Source organism: Burkholderia sp. RF2-non_BP3 (assembly GCF_001522185.1).
GTDB classification, from domain to species: domain Bacteria; phylum Pseudomonadota; class Gammaproteobacteria; order Burkholderiales; family Burkholderiaceae; genus Burkholderia; species Burkholderia diffusa.
Genome location: NZ_LOSU01000043.1, coordinates 15,935 through 38,092 on the forward strand (window position 1 = coordinate 15,935; position 22,158 = coordinate 38,092).

Below are 22,158 nucleotides of genomic sequence, written 5' to 3' on the forward strand. Positions count from 1 at the left end.
TTCGCTGAGCAATCGCGTCGTTAGTTTCGAATCGCTGCACAATCAAGTTGTCATTTGATGTAAACGTCTGGTAATTTTCTGCCGGATTATGCAAAATCGCCGCTCCTAAATACAACTACCGAGGGATCCGGGATGCATATCAAGAAAGCGGCGGCAGCGTGTGGCATGGCGTTCCTGTTGAGCGCATGCGGCGGCGTGCAGAATCTCGACGCGAACAGCCTGACGTCGGCGGGGACCAGCCTGTTCAAGGCGGCGACGCTGTCGGACAGCGACATCGCGGCGCTGTCGAACGACTCGTGCAAGGCGAGCGACGCCGAATCGAAGATCGCCGCGCCGAACAGCGCGTATTCGAAGCGCCTGACGAAGGTGATGAAGGGCTTCGGCGACATGACGCTGAACGGCCAGAAGATCAACTACAAGGTCTACGTGACCAAGGACGTCAACGCGTGGGCGATGGGCAACGGCTGCGTGCGCGTGTACAGCGGCCTGATGGACATGATGAACGACGACGAACTGCGCGGCGTGATCGGTCATGAAATGGGCCACGTCGCGCTGGGTCACTCGAAGAAGGCGATGCAGACCGCCTACGCGGTCAGCGCGGCACGCACCGCGGCCGGCGCGGCATCGCCGGGCGTCGCGGCCCTGACGAGCTCGCAGCTCGGCGACATCACCGAGAAGTTCATCAACGCGCAGTTCTCGCAGACGCAGGAAAGCGCGGCCGACGACTACTCGTTCGACCTGATGAAGCAGAAGAACATGAACCAGAAGGGCCTCGTCACCGCGTTCCAGAAGCTCGCGCAGCTCGATGGCGGCAAGAGCTCGATGATGAGCTCGCACCCGTCGTCGGCGAGCCGTGCCCAGCACATCCAGGATCGCATCGCGAAGGGCAGCTGATCGCCGTCTGGTGCGCCGGCCGCGTCCGGCGCCCGGGATGAACGAAACCCCACGCTCTTGCGAGCGTGGGGTTTTTGTTTTTCGGCGAACCGGAAAGCGGCCGTGCCGTCTGCTTACGGCACCATCCCCGGCAGCACGTAGGCCTGCACGAGCGTGATCAGGCCGACGATCACCGCGAACAGCAGGCTGTGGCGCACCGTGAAGCGGAACAGCTCCGATTCCTTGCCGACGAGGCCGGTCGCCGCGCATGCGACCGCGATCGACTGCGGCGAGATCATCTTCGCGGTCACGCCGCCCGTGGTGTTCGCGGCGACGGCGAGCGTCTCGGGCACGCCGAGCTGGTGCGCGGTCGCTTGCTGCAGCGAGCAGAACAGCGCGTTCGACGACGTATCCGAGCCGGTCAGGAACACGCCGAGCCAGCCGAGGAACGGCGAGAAGAACGGGAACGCGGCGCCGGTCGCGGCGAGCATCAGCGCGAGCGTCGACGACATCCCCGAGTAGTTCGCGACGAACGCGAACGCGAGCACGAGGCCGATCGACAGGATCGGGCGCGTGAGTTCCTTCAGCGTCTCGCCGAACGTGACGAGCCCGTCGCGCGGCTTCATCCGCAACAGCGCCATCGAGATCAGCGCGGTCACGAGGATCGCGCTGCCCACCGCCGACACGAGATCGATCTTCAGCACGGCGTCGAGCGCCTTGGGCGTCGCGGCGATCGGCGCGGTCTTCACGACGAGCTGGTCGAGCCCGGCCACATGGAACTTCAGGACGGTCGACGCGAGCGCGCCGTGCGCGGCGAACAGCGCCTTGAACGGCGCGATGCTCCACACGGTGACGACGGCCGTCAGGATCAGGAACGGCGACCACGCGCGCACGGTCTGCGCGAGCGTGTACGGCGACGCCTGTCGGCTTGCGCCCGAACCGATGCCGCCCGCGCCGAATCCCGCGAGCGCCGCGCCGCCGCCGGACGCGACGAGGCCGCCGGCCGTCTGCTTCGCGCTGCTCGGCTGCCAGACCTTCAGGAACGCGGCAAGCGACACGAGGCTGACGAGCGACGACGTGATGTCCGGCAGCTCGGGCCCGATGTGGTTCGACGTGAAGTACTGCGTGATCGCGAAGCTGCCGCCGGCGACGAGCGCGGCCGGCCAGGTCTGCCGCACGCCGCGCAGCCCGTCCATCATGAACACGAGCCAGAACGGCACCGCGAGCGACAGCAGCGGCAACTGGCGGCCGGCCATCGCGCCGATGTGGAACGCGTCGATGCCGGTCACCTGTCCGGCGACGATGATCGGGATGCCCATCGCGCCGAATGCAACCGGCGCGGTGTTTGCAATCAGACACAGTCCGGCCGCGTGCAGCGGCTTGAAGCCGAGGCCGACGAGCAGCGCGGCCGTGATCGCGACGGGCGCGCCGAAGCCGGCCGCGCCTTCGAGGAACGCGCCGAACGAAAAGCCGATCAGCAGCATCTGCAGCCGCTGGTCGTCGGTGATCGCCAGCACCGACGCACGGATGATGTCGAGCTGCCCCGTCTTCACGACGATCTTGTACAGGAACACGGCCGCGACGATGATCCACGCGATCGGCCACAGGCCGTACGCGAAGCCGAAGCTGGCCGCCGCGAGCGCCTGCGGCACGGGCATGCCGTAAGCGAGGATCGCGACGCCGAGCGCCAGCAGCAGCGTGATCGCGGCGGCGACGTGCCCCTTCATCCGCAACGCGGCGAGCGCGACGAAAAAGAAGATGATCGGGATCGCGGCGACGAGCGCCGACAGCCCGAGGCTGCCGAGCGGGGTGTAGATCTGATGCCAAACCTGCATGGGTGTCTCCTCCATGGATTGCTATCGGTACGGGTTTGAAAGCGAGGGGGTCTATTCGGGCTGGCCGCGTGCGCGCAGCAGGTCGGACAGGCTGCGCGGCGCCGGCTCGAGCGGCGTGCGGTGCTGCGTCCAGCCCATTTGCCTGGCCGGCGTCAGCGCGCGCAGCCGCGTCGCGGTCCAGCGGAATGCGCGATACGCGCGCGGATGCGCGAACGCGCCGGACCAGAAGCGCCACACGAGGTCTTCCGCGCGGTTGTAGTTCGCGCCCTGGCCGCGCAGGGGATGCGCGACGGGTTCGTCGGGCTTGCGGTTCGCCTCGGTGCGCAGCCGCACGAGCAGCTCCGGGATCGGAATCCGGACCGGGCACACCTCGCCGCACGCGCCGCACAGCGTGGACGCGGTCGGCAGGTCGGCCGTCGCGTCGAGGCCGAGCAGGTGCGGCGAGATGATCTTGCCGATCGGGCCCGGGTAGGTCGTCCCGTATGCGTGGCCGCCGATGCGCGTATAGACGGGGCAGTGATTCATGCACGCGCCGCAGCGGATGCATTGCAGCGTCGCGCGCAGCTGTTCGTCGGCGTAGGCCTGCGTGCGGCCGTTGTCGAGCAGCACGAGATGCAGCTCGCGCGGGCCGTCGCGTTCGCCGTCGCGGCGCGGGCCCGAGATCAGGTTGAAGTAGGTCGTGATCGCCTGGCCGGTGGCCGAGCGCGTCAGGAGGCTCGACAGCGGCACGATGTGCTCGAGTTTCTCGACGACCTTCTCGATGCCCATGATCGCGACGTGCGTGTCGGGCACGGTGGTCGACAGCCGGCCGTTGCCCTCGTTCTCGACGAGCCACAGCGTGCCCGTGTCGGCCGCCGCGAAGTTCACGCCGGACAGGCCGATGTCGGCTTCCGCGAATGCGCGGCGCAGCGCGCGCCGGCCGGTCTGGATCAGCTCGTCGACGTCCTCCGTGTAGCGCGTGCCGGGGATGTGCTCCTCGAACAGCTCGGCGATGTCGCCGCGCGTCTTGTGGATAGCCGGCATCACGATGTGCGACGGCTTCTCGCCCGCGAGCTGCACGATGAACTCGCCCATGTCGGACTCGATGCAGTCGACGCCATGATCCGCGAGGTAATGGTTCAGCTCGATTTCCTCGCTTGCCATCGACTTGCCCTTGATCACGCGGCGCGCCTTCTTCGCCTGCGCGATGCCGAGCACGATCGCGTTCGCGTCGGCGGCCGTCTCGGCCCAGTGCACGTGCACGCCGGCCGCCGTGAGCTTCGCCTCCAGCCGCTCGAGCAGCGCGGGCAGTTGCGCGAGCGCGTGCTGCCGCACGGCTTCGCCGAGATCGCGCAGTTGCTCCAGCTCGGTGTCGTCGGGGAACTGGGTCGCGCGCTTGCCCTGCAGGAAGTCCATCGCGCCGCGAAAGCTCCGGCGCAGCGCGGGATCGTCGAGCGCGGCGCGCGCGCGGGCCTTGAAGTCGCCGGGAGCGACGAATTGCAGCGGTTGGTCGCTCATCGCGGCAGGTCCTGGCAGGCGGTTGCGGTCGGTTCGGTGACGATCACGACCCAGAGGTTGCGCGGCCCGTGTGCGCCATACGCGAGGGTCTGCTGGATGTCGGAGGTCTTCGACGGGCCCGACACCAGCACGACGTTGGTCGGCATGCCGGCGTGCCAGCGCTCCGCGTGCACGGCCGCGTGGAGGTCCGCGTGCAGCGTGTTCGCATGGACGAGCGCGACGTGCAGCGGCGGCACCAGCGATACCGTGCGCGGCGTGCCGGCATCGGGCGCGAGCACGACAGTGCCGGTCGCCGCGATGCCCGAGCGCGCGACGGTGAAGCCCGCGTCGATCGTGTCGAACAGCTCGGCTTTCCACGCGTCGATCGGCCGGTCGAACGGCACCGGCGCGACCGCGTCGGGCAGCGCACGCGCGAGGGCCGCGGATTCGGCGCGGGCCGGGTCGAGCAGCAGGCGGCGCACGCCGGCGTCGGCGAGCCGTGCGGCAAGCTGCGCCGGCCACGCATCGTCGGTGGCGCACCAGACGTCGGCGTGCGACGCGGCGAGCGAGGCCTGCATCGTCTGCGCGAGCGCATGGGAATCGGGGGTGATCTGTGCGCGGCGCGCCGCGTAATGCGTGTCGATGCGCGCATCGAGGGCGGGCGCGGCGTTCGCGGCGACGCCGGGCGCGGCGGCGCGCAGGCGCGCGAGGATGGCGTCGCGCGCGCTCATTGCGCGTCTCCGCGCAGCGAGCCGGCGCCTGCCGTGCGGCGCCACAGGAAGCTTGCGAGATGCTCGACGGGCAGCGTCGCGCCGGCCTTGGTCGCGGCGTGGCCGATGTTCAGCAGGCAGCCGCAGTCCGCCGACACGAGCCGGTCGCAGCCCGTCGCGCAGGCCGATGCGACCTTGTCGTGCACCATCGCGCCGGAGATGTCCGGGTGTTTCAGCGAGAACGTGCCGCCAAAGCCGCAGCATTCCGATTCGCGTTCGTGTTCGATGCGCGTGACGCCCGGCAGCGCGTCGACGAGCGCGACGCCGTGCACGCGCGTGCCCATCTCGCGGCGGGCCGCGCACGACGTGTGCAGCACCACGCGCTCGTCCGGGGCGGCGTTCGCGTCGATGCGGTCGAGCCGCACGTCGAGCACATGGACGAGGAATTCGGCGAGTTCGTAGGTGCGCTCCGCGATCGCGCGCGCCTTCGGGCCGTGCACGGGGTCGTCGGCGAACAGGGCCGGCCAATGGTGCCGGATCATGCCCGCGCACGAGCCGGACGGCACGATCACGGGCCACGGCTCGGCGAACAGATCGAGCTGCGCGGCCGCGACGCGGCGAGCCTCGTCGGGATTGCCGCTGCTGTAGGCCGGCTGCCCGCAGCAGCTCTGGCCGCGCGGATAGTGGACGGTCAGGCCTTCGCGTTCCAGCAGGCGGACCGCGTCGAGCCCGGCTTCGGGGACGAACAGGTCGACCAGGCAGGTCGCGAACAGGTAGACGTGCGCGGGGGCGGCGGCGGGGTAGTGCCTTTCGTTCATGTCTCGCTCCAGGGTGCCGGCCCGGCAAGCGAATGCGGGACGACGATTTCGCTGCATAATTCCCGCGACGGAGCCGCAGTTCAAATTGGTTGGGCCAATCGGCGCGGCGGGTATTCGATGGGGAGACGGCGATGGCGGCGATGACGGCACGGGGCCGGACCGAAGTGGTGATGCGCAAGATCGAGACGGCGCTGCTCGACGGCACCTGGCCGGCCGGGGCGCGGCTGCCGGCCGAGCGCTTGCTCGCGCAACAATACGGCGTGGCGCGCAATACGGTGCGCGAGGCGACGCAGCGGCTCGTCGCGCGCGGGCTGCTGCAGAGCCGGCGCGGCGCGGGCGTGTACGTGACGGACCAGTTGCGCGCGGGCATCGCGTCGCCGTGGGGCCAACTGGTCGCCGATCACCCGGCGCTGCGCGACGACATACTCGAGTTCCGTCGCGTGCTCGAAGGCGCGACCGCGTATTTCGCCGCGCTGCGCGCGGATGCGAATGACCGGCGCCGGATCCGGACGCTGCTGCGCGAGCTCGAGACCGCATACGCGAACGACGACGCGGCCCTCGAGGCGTCGACCGACGCGAAGCTGCACGAGGCGATCGCGCTGGCGTCCCACAACACGATGTTCCTGCACCTGCACACGAGCGTGATCGGGATGCTGCGCGAGCACATCTCGATCAACGTCGCGGGGATGACGACGCACGACGAGCAGGCGTCCGAGATGCTGTTGCGGCAGCACCGGGTGGTCTGCGACGCGATCTGCTCGCACCGGCCCGAGGAGGCGCGCACCGCGATGCAGACCCATATCGACTACGTGCGCAGCCACTTCGAGCGAAGCGGCGACACGCCGTGAGATTGGTTGGACCATGGATGCTGCGTGCCCGTCTGGCGGCCGAGCCGCGGGCTGCCGTTCCCGGATGCCCGCGCCGGCCGCGCGCGAGCGGTTCACGGCGCCGCATGCGCGAGCCGCGCGATTGACCGGTTCATCGGGCGCCCACTAGAATCGATTGGAACCACCCGTCAGCCGCACGCCGCGGCGATTGCGGACCTGTTGATCCGCCTGTCGAGGAAGTTTCCGTGCTCATGTCTTTGATCCGGCGCGCGCCGGCCGCGCTCTCATGGCGCGCCGCCTGCCGCCCGGCCCGCGCGCTTGCCGTCTGCGCGCTGCTGTCGCTGGTCGCCGCCTGCGCGACGCATCCGCCCGCCACCACGCTCGATCGCCCCGTCTCGCACGCATTGCCGACCGATACCGCGACGCCGCTGCGCACCGCGCTGGCCGCGCCGGAAGCCGCGCATCCGGGGCAATCGGGCTTCCGGCTGCTGCCCGACGGCGCGATCGCGCTGCAGATGCGCATCGCGCTCGCGCGCGCGGCGACGAAGACGCTCGACATGCAGTACTACATCGCGACCGAGGACACGACCGGCAAGCTGCTGCTCGGCGCGGCGCTGTATGCGGCCGATCGCGGCGTGCGTGTGCGGATGCTGGTCGACGACCTGAATTTCCGCGACATCGACCGCGTCATGGCCGGGCTGAATACGCATCCGAAGATCGAGATTCGCGTGTTCAACCCGTTCGGTGCGTCGCGGTACGGGATGGTCGAGCGCACGGCCAATTCGCTGACGCGGCTCGACAGCTTTACGCGGCGGATGCACAACAAGGCGATGATCGCGGACAACCAGATCGCGATCGTCGGCGGCCGCAACCTCGGCGACGAATACTTCAGCGCGAGCCCGACGCTGCAGTTCCGCGACCTCGACGTGCTCGCGGCCGGCCCCGTGACGAACGACATCTCGACGAGCTTCGACGACTACTGGGCAAGCGCGAGCAGCTATCCGCTGCGGGTGCTGAATCATCAGAAGTTTGATCCGAAGGATCTCGACGCGATGCGCGACGAGCTGCGCGACCACTGGCGCAAGAACGCCGACCCGTACAACGCGAAGCCGCTGAACGCGACGCCGCTCGCGCAGCAGATCGCGCGCGACGAGCTCGAGCTGGTGTGGGCGCCGGCCGAGTTCAAGGTCGACGCGCCGGACAAGGTCATGCGGCCGACCGGCGCGTACGTGAGCCCGCCGATGCAGCGCCTCGTCGAACTGACGCACGACGCGCAGCAGGAATTCCTCGCGTTTTCGCCGTACTTCGTGCCGCACGACGCGGGCGTGAAGATCCTCGGCGACACGGCCGCGCGCGGCGTGCGCGTCGCGATCCTGACCAATTCGCTCGCCGCGACCGACGCGGTCGCCGTGCAGGCCGGCTACGCGCCGTACCGCGTGCCGTTGCTGCAGCACGGCGTCGAACTGTACGAATTCAAGGCGCGGCCGAACCCGCCGCGCGCGGGCCTGTTCGGCTCGCGCTCGCGTGCGAGCCTGCATGCGAAGGCGTACGTGATCGACCGCAAGGTCCTCGTGATCGGGTCGCTGAACCTCGATCCGCGTTCGGCGTACCTGAATACGGAACTCGCGCTCGTGATCCACAGCCCGAAGATCGCGCAGCAGGCCGCGGCGATCTTCGCGCGCGTGACGCAGCCCGACGAAAGCTACCGCGTGAGCCTCGCGACGCCGGCGGGCGGCGGCACGCCCGAACTCGAGTGGACCGGCACCGACAACGGCGAGCCGGCCACCTATCACGTCGATCCGCATGCGGGGCTGATGCGCAACCTGATGACCGGCCTCTTCATGCTGCTGCCGGTCGAAGACCAGTTGTAAGGGCCGGAACGGCTCGGGCCAAACCCGCGATACCGGTGCGCGGGGAAAGGTGATATGGTTGTGCGCGCAACGATATGCGTATCGTGACGGGTGCCGCCGGACGGCTCGCGCAACGCGGGCCGCAGCGATGCCGAACGACGCGCCGCGCGCGCCTGTGCTGGACGCACCTGCGCGCCGCCAGGAGACGAGGGACGATGCGCGAGCTGCCCGCGCGGCCGCCCCGCCCGCAACCGGAGTGCCCCATGCAACGTGTACCGAACCAGCCGTTCACGCGTCCCGCCCGCTTCTCCGAAGCCGAATGGCGGGCGCGCGTGCAGCTCGCGGCCGCCTACCGGATCTTCGACCATCTCGGCTGGACCGAGCTGATCTACAACCATATCTCGCTGCGCGTGCCGGGCGAGGACGGCCATTTCCTGATCAATCCGTTCGGGCTCCATTACCGCGAGGTATGCGCGTCGAACCTCGTGAAGATCGACATCGACGGCAATGTGATCGGCCATTCCGACTGGCCGATCAATCCGGCCGGTTTCACGTTCCACAGCGCGATCCATGCGGCGCTGCCCGACGCGCACTGCGTGATGCACGTGCACACGACGCCGACGATGGCCGTGTGCTGCTCGCGCGACGGCCTGTCGTTCTCGAACTTCTATTCGGCGCAGTTGTACGGGAAGATCGCGTATCACGATTTCGAGGGCATCACGGTGCACCTCGACGAAGGGCGGCGCATCGTCGAGAGCGCCGGCGGGCGGCCGGTGCTGCTGCTGCGCAACCACGGGCCCGTGACGATCGGCGCGACGCTCGCGCAGACCTTCTCGTTGATGTGGCTGCTCAATCGCGCGTGCGAGGTGCAGGTCGCGACCCACGCGATCGGCGACGCGCTGCCGATTGCGCCGCCGGTGCTCGAAGGCTGCGTGCGCGACTCGCTGAACTTCGATCCGAAGCACGGCGCGGGGCAGGACGCATTCGACGCGTTGCAGCGCATCGTCGATCGGATCGATCCGGGCTATCGCGCGTGAGGGCGCGGGGTCGGCGCGACATCCGACCCGATCGCCGCGGCGACAATCGATCCGTGATGCTTGACGGCCCGCGAAGCGGAGTTTGCCCGACGCAGGCGTGCATGCCGCCCGGGCACGGGCAAAAAAACGCGGCCGGATGGCCGCGTGAATACTCGCAGACTCCTTCGGACGAAGGAAACAAGCAACTGTGAGACGAAGTGTAGCGAAAGGCCGCGCGCGGATTCAGGGCTCCCGCTGCAAAGGTCTCTTCCAGGTTCCGTCAGGCTGGCGGGCGACGCAGCGGTGCCGGATCGGCGACGATCGACTACCATCATGGAACGTCCCCCGTCCGGGTGGCGTACCCCGTCGTACAAGGAGGATTCATGCCGAAGCTGCGTTTGCTCCAGGTGGCGTTGCTCGCGGGCGTCCTGGCCGCCGGCAGCGCCGCCGCCGAAACGGTGCGCCTGTCCGCCAATCTGCAGCCGTCGAGCGAAGTGCCGCCCACCGCGACCAAGGGCGCCGGCGCCGTCGCTGCGACCTACGACACGGCCACCCACATGCTGCAGTGGACGGTGACGTACGAACATCTCACGGGGCCGGCCACCGCCGCGCATTTCCACGGGCCCGCGCCGGTCGGCCAGAACGCCGGCGTGCAGGTGCCGATCCCGAAGGACGCGCTCGCGAGCCCGATCAAGGGTTCGAAGGAGCTGACCGACTCGCAGGTGACCGACCTGATGGCCGGCAAGTGGTACTTCAACGTGCACACGAAGGAGCATCCGTCCGGCGAGATCCGCGGCCAGATGATGCCGGCGAGCTGAGGCCGGCGAACCGCGCGCCGGCGTTTGATATAGAGGCTCCCGTCGAGCGGCGCGGTGACGATCGCACGTACCATCGTCACACTGCGACGATGGAGTGTGTTGGATGAGTTGGCAAAGCAAGTTCGCGTGCTGGCTTCTGCGCCGGCAGTTTCGTCCCGAGACCACGCGCCCGGTGCTCGACCCTGCCCGCTCGCGGCGCTTTACCGATCTGAGGATGATCGTGCCGCGTCGCGCACCGTCGGGCTACCGGCTGCGCGAATGCTACGGTCCCGGCGACGCGCCGCTGCGCGGCGAATGGCTCGAACGCACCGATGCGGCCGCCGCTCGCGGGCCCGGCCGCACACTGTTGTACTTCCACGGCGGCGGCTACTACTTCTGTTCGACGAAAACCCATCGGCCACTCGTGTTCGGCCTCACGAAGCGCGCGGGCGTGCGCTCGTTCTCGCTCGACTACCGGCTCGCGCCCGAGAACCGCTTCCCGGCCGCGCTCGACGACGCGCTGGCCGCGTACCGGCAATTGCTCGCGCTCGGCACGCCGCCCGAGTCGATCGTGTTCGGCGGCGATTCGGCGGGCGGCGGCCTCGCGCTCGCGACGCTCGTCGCGCTGCGCGATCGCGGCGAACCGTTGCCGGCCGGCGCGATCCTGTTCTCGCCGTGGACCGACCTGGCCGGCACCGGCGACACGATGCGCAGCAACGACGGCCTCGACCCGATGTTCGCGGCCGCGGCGCTGCCGAGGGCGGCGAAGCTGTATCTGGGAGACGAATCGGCGACGCATCCGTATGCGTCGCCGCTCTATGCGGACTTCACCGGGCTGCCGCCGCTCTTCATCCAGGCCGGCAGCACCGAGGTGCTCCTCGACGATTCGCGCCGCGTCGCCGACAACGCGAAGGCGGCCGGCGTGCCGGTGGAGATCGAGGTGTGGCCCGACATGCCGCACGTGTGGCAGCTCTACACGCCGATGGTGCCGGAGTCCCGCGACGCGCTCGACCGTGCGGCCGCATTCCTGCGCCGCGTCGCGGTCGAGCGGGCGGTTCAGCGCGTGGGCGAGCCGTCGATCGCCTGATACGCGGCCTTGACGGCGACCGGGCCGTACTTGCGCTCGAGCCGGCGCACGGTGAAGTGGCCGTGCGCCATCTGCTGGAAGTGATCGATGAACAGCGTGTTGACCGTCGCCCCCAGCACCGCGCCGATCGCCGGGATCGACTTCGCGGCCATCTGCTCGGTGACCTGCACCGAAAAACGTGATGCCACCGTCTGCACGAGCTTGAACACCGCCGCCGAGCTGTGCGCGGTGATCCCTTTCGTCGTGATGTCCGACGACGCCTTCGAAATCGCCTGCGCGAGCGCGCCGCGCAGCACGAAATAGCCGAGATCGGCGTCTTCTTCCCGCTTGTCCGCGTTGCCGCCCATGCCGAGCACGGCCAGGCACTGCAACTGCGTATCCACCGAGCCCAGGTCCTCGCCCTCGCTGCGCGCGATGTCGCACACCGAGCGGAAGATCAGCGTGGTCGTCACCGGCAGCTCGACCGGCAGCGCGAGGAAGCCGAACGCGCCGCCCGCCGCGCCGGTCGTCGCGACCGCGAGCTTGTGCAGCAGGTTGCTCGGCTTGTCCGGCTCGGCATCGGGCGTCTGCGGCTTGCCGAGCGTGCGCAGCGCGATGTTCAGGCACTTGCGCAGCGCCAGCTGCGTCGCGTCGTTGATCTTGCCGGTCGCGAAGTCGGGCAGCCGCGCGATCATCTTCTCGACCGGCGCGCCCAGCACGCCCGTCAGCTTCATCGTCAGCGACGGGCTTTCCAGCACCTGCTTCGCGCGTCGCAATGCGTCCTGGTCTTCCGGCGACAGCGTCGCGGCAGGCGTGATTGAAATCGGTTCCATCTTTCTCCCTGGCGGCCATCGGCCCCAAATCCGTCGCCAGCCTAGATTACTCCGGCGTGCTAGAATTTTGAGATTGTTTGACTCGTCAAAAGTTGCATCAACAAAAAATGGCCGTCCATACTGCCGCCCACCATTCGAGCGGGCAAGTCCTGCCGTTCCGCGAATCGCTGCTGGCGATGATCGGGATTTCGTTCGTCACCATGCTCGTCGCGCTCGACCAGACGGTCGTCGGCACCGCGTTGCCGACCATCGTCGCCGAGCTCAAGGGGTTCGACCTGTATGCGTGGGTCGCGACCTCGTACCTGCTCAGTTCCGTGATCACCGTGCCGATCTTCGGTCGGCTCGGCGACTATTACGGGCGCAAGCCGTTCGTGATCGTGTCGATCGTCGTGTTCACCGGCGCGTCGGTGCTGTGCGGGATGGCCAACGACATGCTGTTCCTGGTGCTCGCGCGCGGCCTGCAGGGGATCGGCGGCGGGATGCTGGTCGGCACCGCGTTCGCGTGTATTCCCGATCTGTTCCCCGATTCCGTCGTGCGGCTGCGCTGGCAGGTATTGATGAGCTCCGCGTTCGGCATCGCGAACGCGGTCGGGCCGTCGCTCGGCGGGATCCTGACCCAGTCGTTCGGCTGGCGCTCGGTGTTCTACGTGAATCTGCCGGTCGGCCTGCTGTCGCTGTTCTTCGTGTGGCGCTATCTGCCGCATCTGCGCCATGTCGAGCACGACCGCAAGATGCGGCTCGACTGGCCCGGCGCGCTGCTGATCGCGCTGTCGCTCGGCGCGCTGCAGCTGTTCGTCGAATGGCTGCCGAAGTACGGCGTCGTGAGCTGGGCGTCGCTGCTGCTGATCGTCGCGGTCGGCGCCGGCGTCGGCTTGTGGCATTGGGAAAAGCGCTGCGCGCAGCCGATTCTGCCGTTCGACATGTTCGGCAACCGCGCGCTGTCGGCGCTGTTCGTGCTCGCGATCCTCGCCGGCTTCTCGATGTTCTCGCTGCTGTTCTACGCGCCGCTGCTGTTCCAGGGCGGCTTCGGCATGTCGCCGAAGGAGGCGGGGCTCGTGATCACGCCGCTCGTCGTGTTCATCACGATCGGCAGCATCATGAACGGCCGCGTCGTCACGCGCATCCGCAATCCGAATACGATGCTGCACGTCGGTTTCGTGCTGTTCGCGATCGCATGCGCGGGCATCGTCGTGTCGACGCACACGACGCCGACCTGGGTGCTGATGGCGCTGATGGTCGCCGGCGGCATCGGCCTCGGCTTCGTGCTGCCGAACCTCACCGTGTTCGCGCAGCAGACGGCCGGCCGCGAGCACCTCGGCATCGCGACGGCGCTGCTGCAGTCGCTGCGGATGGTCGGCGGGATGATCGGCACCGCGCTGACGGGCACGCTGGTCAACCAGATGTATTCGAGCGGCGTGCGCGATGCGTTGTCGGGCGACCACGCGCTGCAGTGGCACGCGCAACTCGCCGATCCGCAGATCCTGATCGACCGCGCCGCGCAGGGTGGTCTCGTCGCGGAGCTGACCCGCGCCGGGCATAATGGCGCGCTGCTGCTGGAAGCGGCCCGCGAATCGCTGGTCGGCGCGATTCACCTGGGGGTCGCGATGGCGGCCGTCGTCGCCGTGGTGTCGGTGTGGCAGTGTCGCCGCGTGCCGCCGATCGCGCTACGGCACAAGATCGAACCGCATGTCGCGGCCGATTGAACGATTCACCGATTGAACGAGTAGGCATCAGCGCATGGAAGAACAGGACCGCGTCGCGATCTTGCAGCAATTCGGACGCACGTATCGCGCGTTCATGAGCGCGTTCGAAACGCACGTCGGGCAGCCGATGCCGCGGTGGCGCATCATGGTCGCGCTGCACACGATGGGCGGGCATTCGTCGCAGAAGAAGCTCGTCGAGGTGCTGCGCATCGATCCGGGCGCGCTGACGCGCCAGCTGAAATCGCTCGACGCGCTCGGCTGGATCGAGCGCGCGTCCGATGCCCGCGACAACCGCGTGACCAACGTCACGCTGACCGAAGACGGCCGGGCCGCGTTCAACGCGTGCCTGCCGCGCCGCAAGGCGTTTCTCGACCAGACGATGGCGCAACTGCCGGACGACGTGCTGACCGCGCTGTCGGGTGCGCTGGCGATGCTGGAGTCGCGGATCGCGGAAGTCGGCTCGACGCCGGCGCGGCACTGAAGGGCAGGGCGGAAGCGGCACGACGGGGCGCGCCCCATCGACCGATCCTGATCGGCGCGGCATGCGGGTCGCGCGAACCCGCCGCCGGCCGGCGTTTCACTTCATTTCATTCAACTTCGTTCACAGCTCGATGCGCGTGCCCAGCAGCGCGAGGAACTGCGCGAGCCATGCCGGATGCGCGGGCCACGCGGGCGCGGTGACGAACGGCGCGTCGGTCACGGCCGCATCGACCGGGATGTCCGCGTATTCGCCGCCCGCGAGCTTCACTTCCGGCGCGCAGGCCGGGTAGGCCGAGATGCGCTTGCCGCGGATCACGTCGGCCGCCGCGAGCAGCTGCGCCGCATGGCAGATCGCGGCGATCGGCTTGCCGGCTTCGGCGAACGCGCGCACCAGCGCGATCACCTTTGCATCCAGACGCAGGTATTCGGGCGCGCGGCCGCCCGCGATCGCGAGTGCGTCGTAGGCCGACGCATCGACGTCGTCGAACGTCGCGTTCAGCGTGAAGTTGTGGCCGGGCTTCTCGGTGTAGGTCTGGTCACCCTCGAAATCGTGGATCGCGGTCTTGACCTTGTCGCCCGCGCGCTTGCCCGGGCAGACTGCATCGACGTGATGGCCAACGGCCTGCAGCGCCTGGAACGGCACCATCGTTTCGTAGTCTTCGGCGAAATCGCCGGTCAGGAACAGGATCTTCTTCGCGGCCATGGCTTTCTCCATTGAACAGCGTTGAGGGTCCGTTCGCGCCGCATGCGGCAGACGGCGCTGCGGCGGCGAAGCGGCCCCGAGGACGAAAGCGCAGTGTACTCCGGCCGCTTGAAGCGCGCGTGACGGCCGCCCCGCGCGGCGGCGGGGCGGGGCGCGCGGGGCGTCAGAAGAAGGTTTCGACGACTTCCGTCACACGGAACTGCGGATCGAGGACGAGCAGCTGGCGCCACTTGTCGAACGTCAGGCACGGGTGCGAGATGTCGAACGCGACCATGTCGCCGACCTTCACGTCCGCGCCCGGCGGGATCTGCAGATACGCGTGCTGGTCCATCATCCCGGTGACGGCCCAGCCTTCGCTCGCGGCGACATCGCGCGGCGCGCTGTCGCGGCCCGGGCGGAAGTGGCGCGCCGGCTCGGGCAGGCCCGCGTCGAACGCCGCGTCGCGCTTGCCGAGCGCGACGATCGCGCGATCCGGCTCCGGCACCGACTGCACGTACGCCCACAGCTGCAGCGCCGGAAGCAGCCCTTCGCCCATCCTGCGGGCGATCGGGTTGCGCGCGAACACGTCGGTCTGCGCCTTCTTGTAGATGCCGACGTCGTGCGTCAGGTAGCAGCCCGGACGCAGCACGACTTCCGCGAAACCGGCGTCGGACGCCTTCGCGAATTCCTCCGCGACCACGTCGTACCACGCCGAGCCGGCGCCCGACAGGATCGCCGGCGTGCGCGCGAAACGGCCGGCTTCGGCCAGCTCACGCGTGAGCGCGACCGCGTCCTGCAGGAACGTGCGGATCTCGCCTTCCTCCTTCAGCACGCCTTCGTAGAGTTCGATGCCGGCCAGCTTCAGCGTGTCCGGATAGCGTGCGATCGCGTCGAGCACGGCCTGGCGTTGCGCGGCGTCGCGCACACCCGCGCGGCCGCCCGGCACGCCGAGCTCGAGCAGGACGTTCAGCGTTTTCTTCGCGTCGCCGAAGAAGCGGCCGAGCTGGTCGACGCCGTCGGCCGAATCGACGAGGCAGAAGAATTCGAACTCGGGATCGGACAGCAGCTGCGCGATGATCGCCATGTTCTGGCGGCCGACCAGCTGGTTCGCGAGCAGCACGCGCCGCACGCCGCCGTGATACGCGGCCTGTGTCTGGTGCGCGGTGGCGAGCGTGATGCCCCATGCGCCGGCGTCGAGCTGGCGGCGGAACAGTTGCGGCGCCATCGTCGTCTTGCCGTGCGGCGCGAACTTCACGCCGTACTGCTGGACGAACGCCTGCATCCAGTTCAGATTGTGTTCGATGCGATCCGCGTACAGCACGGCGGCCGGCAGGCTGACGTCTTCCGCGAGCAGGTTCCACTCGAGGCGGCCCGCGTCGTCGAGCGGCACGCTCGCGCTCGGCAGGTTGCCGAGGCCCTTGCCCAACGGATTGATTGTCGGTTCCTGATAGTTTGTAACTTTCATGTCATCCCGCTCCATCATCACTATGCATTGCACTGAAGTTGACATGCAGATGGTACAGAAAGTAGCATCGGCGCGGTGATGTTATTTAGTAACATGAGGCGCCAGATCCTTTTCAGCAGATGAATTCGTCCGCCACTCCGTCCGCTCCGTTCGCAGCCGAATCGGCTTCGGTCGCCCAGCCGGTCCTCGACATCGTCGCGCGGATCGCCGAATGCGCGCCCGAGTTGCGCGAGGCCGAACGCAAGGTCGCCGCATTCATCCTCGCCGATCTCGCGCGCGCCGCGCATGCGAGCATCGGGGCGCTCGCGCGCGACGCGGGGGTCAGCGTCGCGACGGTCACGCGTTTCGCGAAGGCCGTCGGCTGCCGCGACGTGCGCGAACTGAAGGTGCTCGTCGCGCAGGCGGCAGCCGTCGGCCAGCGCTTTTTCGTGCCGGCCGACGAGCATCCCGAAGAAGACGCGAGCCCCGCATCGGTCGTCTACGACGAAATCCGCGTGGCACTCGCGCACAATCACCAGCTGCTGCGCAACACGTCGTTCGACGCGGCGGCCGACCTGCTCGCCGGCGCGAAGATGATCTACGTGTACGGGCAGGGCGGCGGCTCGACCGCGCTCGCCGACGAATTGCGCTTCCGGCTCGTGCGCTTCGGCCGGCCGGTCGCGAGCTACCAGGACAGCCTGCTGCAGCGGATGGTGGCGGCGACGCTGTCGCGCGACGCCGTGGTCGTCGCGCTTTCGGTGAGCGGGCGCGTGCCCGAGCTGCTCGAGAGCTGCCGTCTCGCGAAGCGCTACGGCGCGAAGCTGATCGCGATCACCGCGCCGGCTTCGCCGCTCGCGAAGCTTGCCGACCATCTGATCCCGGTCGTCGCGTTCGAAACCGATTTCATTTACAAGCCTTCGACGTCGCGCTACGCGATGATGATGGCGATCGACGTGCTCGTCACCGGAGTCGCATTGCGGCTCGGCGATGCGGGCCGAGAATCGCTGCGCCGCATCAAGCATGCGCTCGATGCGCACCGCGGCGGCGGAGACCGTCAACCGGTAGGAGACTGACCATGCATTCGCATCCCGAAGCCGCCGATACGCTGATCGTCGGCGCGCAGCTGTACGACGGCACCGGCGCGCCGCCCGTCACGCGCGACGTCGCGATCCGCAACGGTGTGATCGCGGCGATCGGCAATCTGTCGAACTGGCTCGCCGAGACCGTCGTCGATGCGAACGGCCGCGCGCTCGCGCCGGGCTTCGTCGACGTGCACACGCACGACGACACGCACGTGATCCGCGCGCCGGAGATGCTGCCGAAGATCTCGCAGGGCGTGACGACCGTGATCGTCGGCAATTGCGGGATCAGCGCGTCGCCGGTGACGCTCGCGGGCGATCCGCCCGACCCGATGAACCTGCTCGGCGATCGCGACGCGTTCCGCTATCCGACCTTCGCCGCCTATGTCGCGGCCGTCAACGACGCGCGTCCGGCCGTCAACGTCGCGGCGCTCGTCGGGCACACCGCGCTGCGCAACAACCAGATGGACCGCCTCGACCGCGCGGCGACCGACGGCGAAATCGCCGGAATGCGCTCGCAGCTCGAGGAGGCGCTCGCGAACGGCGCGCTCGGGCTGTCGTCGGGCCTCGCCTACGGCTCCGCGTTCGCGGCGCCGGCCGAGGAGGTGATGGCGCTCGCCGAACCGCTCGCGAACGCGGGCGCGCTGTACACGACGCACATGCGCACCGAGTTCGACGCGATCCTCGACGCGATGGACGAGGCTTATCGCGTCGGCCGTCACGCGCAGGTGCCGGTCGTGATCTCGCACCTGAAATGCGCGGGCCCGTCGAACTGGGGGCGCAGCACCGAGGTGCTCGCGTCGCTCGAAGGCGCGCGCCGCTACCAGCCGGTCGGCTGCGACTGCTATCCGTACAGCCGCAGCTCGTCGACGCTCGACCTGAAGCAGGTGACGGGCGACATCGACATCACGATCACGTGGTCGGAGCCGCATCCGGAAGTCGCGGGCAAGCTGCTGAAGGCGATCGCGGCCGACTGGGGCGTGACCGAGCAGGAGGCCGCGCAGCGGATCCGTCCGGCCGGCGCCGTGTACCACAACATGTCCGAGGACGACGTGCGCCGGATCCTGTCGCATCCGGCGACGATGGTCGGCTCGGACGGCCTGCCGAACGATCCGCTGCCGCACCCGCGACTGTGGGGCGCATTCCCGCGCGTGCTCGGCCATTACGTGCGCGACACGAACCTGCTGCCGCTCGAGGAAGCGATCCGCAAGATGACGTCGCTGTCCGCGCGCCGCTACGGGATCGCGCGGCGCGGCGAAGTGCACGTCGGCTACCACGCGGATCTCGTGCTGTTCGATCCGGCGCGCGTGATCGATGCCGCGACGTTCGAGAAGCCGCAGCAGCCCGCGCACGGGATCGACGCGGTGTGGGTGAACGGCGTGCTGACCTACGAGAACGGCCAGCCGACCGGCGCGCGCGCCGGCGGTTTCGTCGCGCGCGGCGAGCGCGTGCCGGCGAGTGCCGACGCCGCGTTCTGAACGCGGTCCCGATCCGATTTGCCGCGTGCGCCATGTCGGCGCGCGCATCCGCAACCGTGCGTTGCATGGGACCGGCGCTGGCGCTTGCGCGCCGATGCCGGTCGACAATCAAGGAGTGAAACGATGAAGCGATATGGCGTGGGCGAAGCGAAGGGTACCGGCGGCCAGGTGATGCCGTTTGCACGCGCGGTCGAGGCCGACGGCTGGCTGTACGTGTCGGGCCAGACGCCGATGGTGAACGGCGAGGTCGTCGAAGGCGGGATCGTCACGCAGTCGAAGCAGACGATCGAGAACGTGATCGCGATCCTGAAGGAAGCCGGCTACGGCCTCGAACACGTCGTGCGCTGCGGCGTGTGGCTCGACGACGCACGCGATTTCGCGTCGTTCAACAAGGTGTTCGTGTCGTACTTCGGCGAGCATCCGCCGGCACGCGCGTGCGTGCAGTCGAGCATGGTCATCGACTGCAAGGTCGAGGTCGATTGCATCGCTTACAAGGCGCCGGCGAAGTAACGCGCCCGCGCAATCCGCTGCGCACAGTGAAACAGCCCCGTCGGCGCGAGCCGGCGGGGCTGTTTCGTTTCGGGCGGGACGGTGTTACTGCCGCGCGGTCCGCGCGTTGTCCGGCATCGGCTGGTTGTAGTTCGTGCGGAACGGATTGATGTCGAGCCCGCCGCGGCGCGTATAGCGCGCATACACCGCGAGCTTCACCGGTTTGCACGCATGCAGGATGTCGAGGAAGATCCGCTCGACGCACTGCTCGTGAAAGCCCGTGTGGTTGCGGAACGAGATGATGTAGCGCAGCAGCCCCGCGTGATCGATCTGCGGCCCGACGTAGTGAATCTGCACGCTGCCCCAGTCGGGCTGGCCGGTGACCGGGCAGTTCGAGCGCAGCAGGTCGGACACGAGCGTTTCCTCGACAGGCGCTTCGTCCTCGGCGGCCGACAGCAGCGACGGATCGGGTTCGTACACGTCGGTGTCGAGGTCGAGCCGGTCGAGCGACAGCCCGTCGAGCTCCTCCATCTCGAGCTTGCCGAAATCGTGCGGCGACACGAGCTGCACCGACACGCTCGCGCCGCATGCGGCCGACACGTCGCGTTTCAGCACGTCGCGCACGGCGTCGACCGAGTCGAACTTCGATTGCGCGAACGAGCCGAGATACAGCTTGAACGACTTCGATTCGACGATGTTCGGCGATTCGGCCGGCACGAAGAACGTCGCGACCGCGAGCTGCGGCTTGCCGCGCGCGTTGAGCCACGACAGCTCGTACGCGTTCCAGATGTCGGTGCCGAAGAACGGCGGCGCCGACGTGATGCCGAGCTGCTCGCGCGCCCCGGCGCGCGGGATCGGGAACAGCAGCGACGCGTCGTACTGCGCTGCGTAGACGGTCGCCTTGCCGAGCGGGGAATGTTCGGGATTCATTGCACGAAGCCTTTACGACAGGAAGAGGCGGTAAGCCGGATTGGCGCTCTCCTCGACGTACGGATAGCCGAGCGCCGCGAGGAAGCGTTCGAATTCGGCGCGATCGGCCTGCGGCACCTGCAGCCCGACGAGGATCGAGCTGTAGTCCGCGCCCTGGTTGCGGTAGTGGAACAGGCTGATGTTCCAGTCCGGCGCCATCGACGACAGGAACTTCATCAGCGCGCCCGGCCGCTCCGGGAATTCGAAGCGGAACAGGCGTTCGTCGAGCGCGAGCGGCGAGCGGCCGCCCACCATGTAGCGGATGTGTTCCTTCGACAACTCGTCGTGCGTCAGGTCGACGGTCTTGAAGCCGTGCGACTCGAAGTTCGCGGCGATTTCGGCCGATTCGCCGCGACGCTTGATCTGCACGCCGACGAAGATGTGCGCGGATTGCGCATCGGCGATCCGGTAGTTGAACTCGGTCACGTTGCGATCGCCGACGAGCGAGCAGAAGCGCTTGAAGCTGCCGCGCTCCTCGGGGATCGTGACGGCGAACACGGCTTCGCGCGCCTCGCCGACTTCCGCGCGTTCGGCAACGAAGCGCATCCGGTCGAAGTTCATGTTCGCGCCGGACGTGACCGCGACGAGCGTCTGGTTCTCGATGCCTTCGCGTTCCGCGTAGCGTTTCGCGCCCGCGACCGCGAGTGCGCCGGACGGTTCGAGGACGCTGCGCGTATCCTGGAACACGTCCTTGATCGCCGCGCACAGCGCGTCGGTGTCGACCGTCAGCACGCCGTCGAGGAATTCGCTGCAGAGCCGGAAGGTTTCCTCGCCGACGAGCTTCACCGCGGTGCCGTCCGCGAACAGGCCGACCTCGCTCAGCTCGACGCGCTCGCCTTTCTGCAGCGATTGCGCCATCGCGCACGAATCCTCGGCCTGCACGCCGAATACCTTGATTTCCGGCCGCACCGCCTTGACGTAGGCCGCCACGCCGGCCGCGAGCCCGCCGCCGCCGATCGGCACGAAGATCGCGTGAATCGGCCCCTGGTGCTGACGCAGGATTTCCATCGCGATCGTGCCCTGGCCGGCGATCACGTACGGATCGTCGAACGGGTGGACGAACGTGAGGTCGCGCTCCGCCTGCACCTTGACCGCGTGCGCATACGCATCGCTGTACGACTCGCCCGCCTGAATCACCTCGACGCTCGGGCCGCCGTGCGCGCGTACCGCGTCGACCTTCACCTGCGGCGTCGTGACGGGCACGACGATCACGGCCTTGATGCCCATCCGTGCCGCCGAGAACGCGACGCCCTGCGCATGATTGCCGGCCGATGCCGTGATCACGCCGCGCGCGAGCGCGTCGGCCGGAATGTGCGCCATCTTGTTGTACGCGCCGCGCAGCTTGAACGAGAACACCGGCTGGTTGTCCTCGCGCTTCAGGTAAACGGGGTTGCGCAGTCGGGCCGACAGGTTGCGGGCGGGTTCGAGTTCCGTCTCGAGCGCGACGTCGTAAACGCGCGCGGTGAGGATTTTCTTCAGGTAATCGTGGGATGCCATGGGCGCTCGCGTGCAGTGCGGAAGCAGACGGTAAAAGATCAATGATAGCGCCAAGGGTCCGTCCGCACGCAAGCGGCATGCCGGGCGCGCGGTCGCGCAAGCGCGTCGGCGGGCGTGTTTGCCGCGCGGAGCGTCCCCTTTTTACCGGGTTAACCGCGTGGTTACCGACCGGACGGACGGCGAATGCGGGCGCGAAATCGCGCCGAAGCAGGCTCCGCGCGGGTTGCGGCGAAAGC

The 22,158-nt window shown here is 68.5% G+C and carries 20 protein-coding genes; 11 read left to right on the forward strand and 9 right to left on the reverse strand.

Annotated elements, in window-relative coordinates; translation table 11 throughout:
• Nucleotides 1-132 precede the first annotated feature (132 nt).
• On the forward strand, nucleotides 133-894 hold the full coding sequence (locus WS45_RS22000; protein ID WP_059528256.1) for a M48 family metalloprotease: 762 nt from the start codon (nucleotides 133-135) through the stop codon (nucleotides 892-894).
• A 113-nt stretch (nucleotides 895-1,007) separates the two neighbouring features.
• Here WS45_RS22000 and WS45_RS22005 read toward each other — a convergent pair whose 3' ends face one another.
• From WS45_RS22005 to WS45_RS22020, 4 genes are read right to left on the reverse strand one after another with little or no spacing between them, the layout of a single operon-like run.
• A complete protein-coding gene (locus tag WS45_RS22005; protein WP_059701688.1) occupies nucleotides 1,008-2,708 on the reverse strand; it encodes a lactate permease LctP family transporter in 1,701 nt (566 codons plus the stop codon).
• Between the two features lie 51 nt (nucleotides 2,709-2,759).
• Nucleotides 2,760-4,205: a LutB/LldF family L-lactate oxidation iron-sulfur protein gene (locus WS45_RS22010; RefSeq protein ID WP_059690665.1), complete on the reverse strand. Its 1,446-nt coding sequence runs from the start codon at nucleotides 4,203-4,205 to the stop codon at nucleotides 2,760-2,762.
• Complete coding sequence (locus WS45_RS22015) at nucleotides 4,202-4,915, reverse strand: LutC/YkgG family protein (protein WP_059701690.1); 714 nt, start codon at nucleotides 4,913-4,915, stop codon at nucleotides 4,202-4,204. Before WS45_RS22015 ends, WS45_RS22010 begins: the two co-directional genes overlap by 4 nt.
• Nucleotides 4,912-5,712: a (Fe-S)-binding protein gene (locus WS45_RS22020; protein ID WP_059528248.1), complete on the reverse strand. Its 801-nt coding sequence runs from the start codon at nucleotides 5,710-5,712 to the stop codon at nucleotides 4,912-4,914. The genes WS45_RS22015 and WS45_RS22020 overlap by 4 nt, the downstream gene beginning before the upstream one ends.
• A 131-nt stretch (nucleotides 5,713-5,843) precedes the next feature.
• On the opposite strand from WS45_RS22020, the gene WS45_RS22025 reads away from it, so the two are divergent.
• The 5 genes from WS45_RS22025 (at nucleotide 5,844) to WS45_RS22045 (ending at nucleotide 11,289) form a co-directional block, all read left to right on the forward strand.
• Entirely contained in the window at nucleotides 5,844-6,560 is a 717-nt protein-coding gene (locus WS45_RS22025) for a FadR/GntR family transcriptional regulator (protein WP_059701692.1), read from the forward strand.
• Nucleotides 6,561-6,784: 224 nt separating this feature from the next.
• Nucleotides 6,785-8,410 carry a phospholipase D family protein gene (locus WS45_RS22030; protein WP_059701694.1) on the forward strand — a complete coding sequence of 542 codons (1,626 nt, stop codon included), beginning with the start codon at nucleotides 6,785-6,787 and terminating at the stop codon, nucleotides 8,408-8,410.
• A 242-nt stretch (nucleotides 8,411-8,652) separates the two neighbouring features.
• The gene (locus tag WS45_RS22035) at nucleotides 8,653-9,426 is read left to right on the forward strand and encodes a class II aldolase/adducin family protein (RefSeq protein WP_059701696.1); all 774 of its coding nucleotides are present in this window, start codon (nucleotides 8,653-8,655) and stop codon (nucleotides 9,424-9,426) included.
• 362 nt (nucleotides 9,427-9,788) lie between these two features.
• Entirely contained in the window at nucleotides 9,789-10,223 is a 435-nt protein-coding gene (locus tag WS45_RS22040) for a CHRD domain-containing protein (RefSeq protein WP_059701698.1), read from the forward strand.
• Between the two features lie 103 nt (nucleotides 10,224-10,326).
• Nucleotides 10,327-11,289 (forward strand): alpha/beta hydrolase, encoded by a 963-nt coding sequence (locus tag WS45_RS22045; RefSeq protein WP_059701700.1) that lies wholly within the window; start codon nucleotides 10,327-10,329, stop codon nucleotides 11,287-11,289.
• Here WS45_RS22045 and WS45_RS22050 read toward each other — a convergent pair.
• Entirely contained in the window at nucleotides 11,259-12,101 is an 843-nt protein-coding gene (locus WS45_RS22050) for an EcsC family protein (protein ID WP_059528235.1), read from the reverse strand. The genes WS45_RS22045 and WS45_RS22050 overlap by 31 nt on opposite strands.
• Nucleotides 12,102-12,208: 107 nt before the next feature.
• On the opposite strand from WS45_RS22050, the gene WS45_RS22055 reads away from it, so the two are divergent.
• Nucleotides 12,209-13,804, forward strand: coding sequence for an MDR family MFS transporter (locus tag WS45_RS22055; RefSeq protein WP_059701702.1), 1,596 nt, complete (start codon nucleotides 12,209-12,211; stop codon nucleotides 13,802-13,804).
• A gap of 34 nt (nucleotides 13,805-13,838) precedes the next feature.
• The gene (locus WS45_RS22060; RefSeq protein WP_059528229.1) at nucleotides 13,839-14,285 is read left to right on the forward strand and encodes a MarR family winged helix-turn-helix transcriptional regulator; all 447 of its coding nucleotides are present in this window, start codon (nucleotides 13,839-13,841) and stop codon (nucleotides 14,283-14,285) included.
• Nucleotides 14,286-14,405: 120 nt separating this feature from the next.
• On the opposite strand, the gene WS45_RS22065 is transcribed toward WS45_RS22060, so the two are convergent.
• Nucleotides 14,406-14,987, reverse strand: a complete 582-nt coding sequence (locus WS45_RS22065; protein WP_014896064.1) for a DJ-1/PfpI family protein — start codon at nucleotides 14,985-14,987, stop codon at nucleotides 14,406-14,408.
• A gap of 163 nt (nucleotides 14,988-15,150) precedes the next feature.
• Nucleotides 15,151-16,431, reverse strand: a complete 1,281-nt coding sequence (locus tag WS45_RS22070) for an amino acid deaminase (RefSeq protein ID WP_059701705.1) — start codon at nucleotides 16,429-16,431, stop codon at nucleotides 15,151-15,153.
• 119 nt (nucleotides 16,432-16,550) lie between these two features.
• On the opposite strand from WS45_RS22070, the gene WS45_RS22075 reads away from it, so the two are divergent.
• The 3 genes from WS45_RS22075 to WS45_RS22085 all read left to right on the forward strand — a co-directional run bounded on the left by WS45_RS22075 (nucleotide 16,551) and on the right by WS45_RS22085 (nucleotide 19,477).
• Complete coding sequence (locus tag WS45_RS22075; protein ID WP_059528223.1) at nucleotides 16,551-17,483, forward strand: MurR/RpiR family transcriptional regulator; 933 nt, start codon at nucleotides 16,551-16,553, stop codon at nucleotides 17,481-17,483.
• Nucleotides 17,484-17,485: 2 nt separating this feature from the next.
• A complete protein-coding gene (locus WS45_RS22080) occupies nucleotides 17,486-18,967 on the forward strand; it encodes an N-acyl-D-amino-acid deacylase family protein (protein ID WP_059701707.1) in 1,482 nt (493 codons plus the stop codon).
• A 123-nt stretch (nucleotides 18,968-19,090) separates the two neighbouring features.
• Nucleotides 19,091-19,477, forward strand: a complete 387-nt coding sequence (locus WS45_RS22085; RefSeq protein ID WP_006751946.1) for a RidA family protein — start codon at nucleotides 19,091-19,093, stop codon at nucleotides 19,475-19,477.
• Nucleotides 19,478-19,561: 84 nt separating this feature from the next.
• Here the strand turns inward: WS45_RS22085 and queF are convergent, their stop codons facing one another.
• Nucleotides 19,562-20,386: an NADPH-dependent 7-cyano-7-deazaguanine reductase QueF gene (queF, locus tag WS45_RS22090; protein ID WP_059528217.1), complete on the reverse strand. Its 825-nt coding sequence runs from the start codon at nucleotides 20,384-20,386 to the stop codon at nucleotides 19,562-19,564.
• Nucleotides 20,387-20,398: 12 nt separating this feature from the next.
• Complete coding sequence (gene ilvA / locus WS45_RS22095) at nucleotides 20,399-21,922, reverse strand: threonine ammonia-lyase, biosynthetic (protein ID WP_059528215.1); 1,524 nt, start codon at nucleotides 21,920-21,922, stop codon at nucleotides 20,399-20,401.
• Nucleotides 21,923-22,158 lie beyond the last annotated feature (236 nt).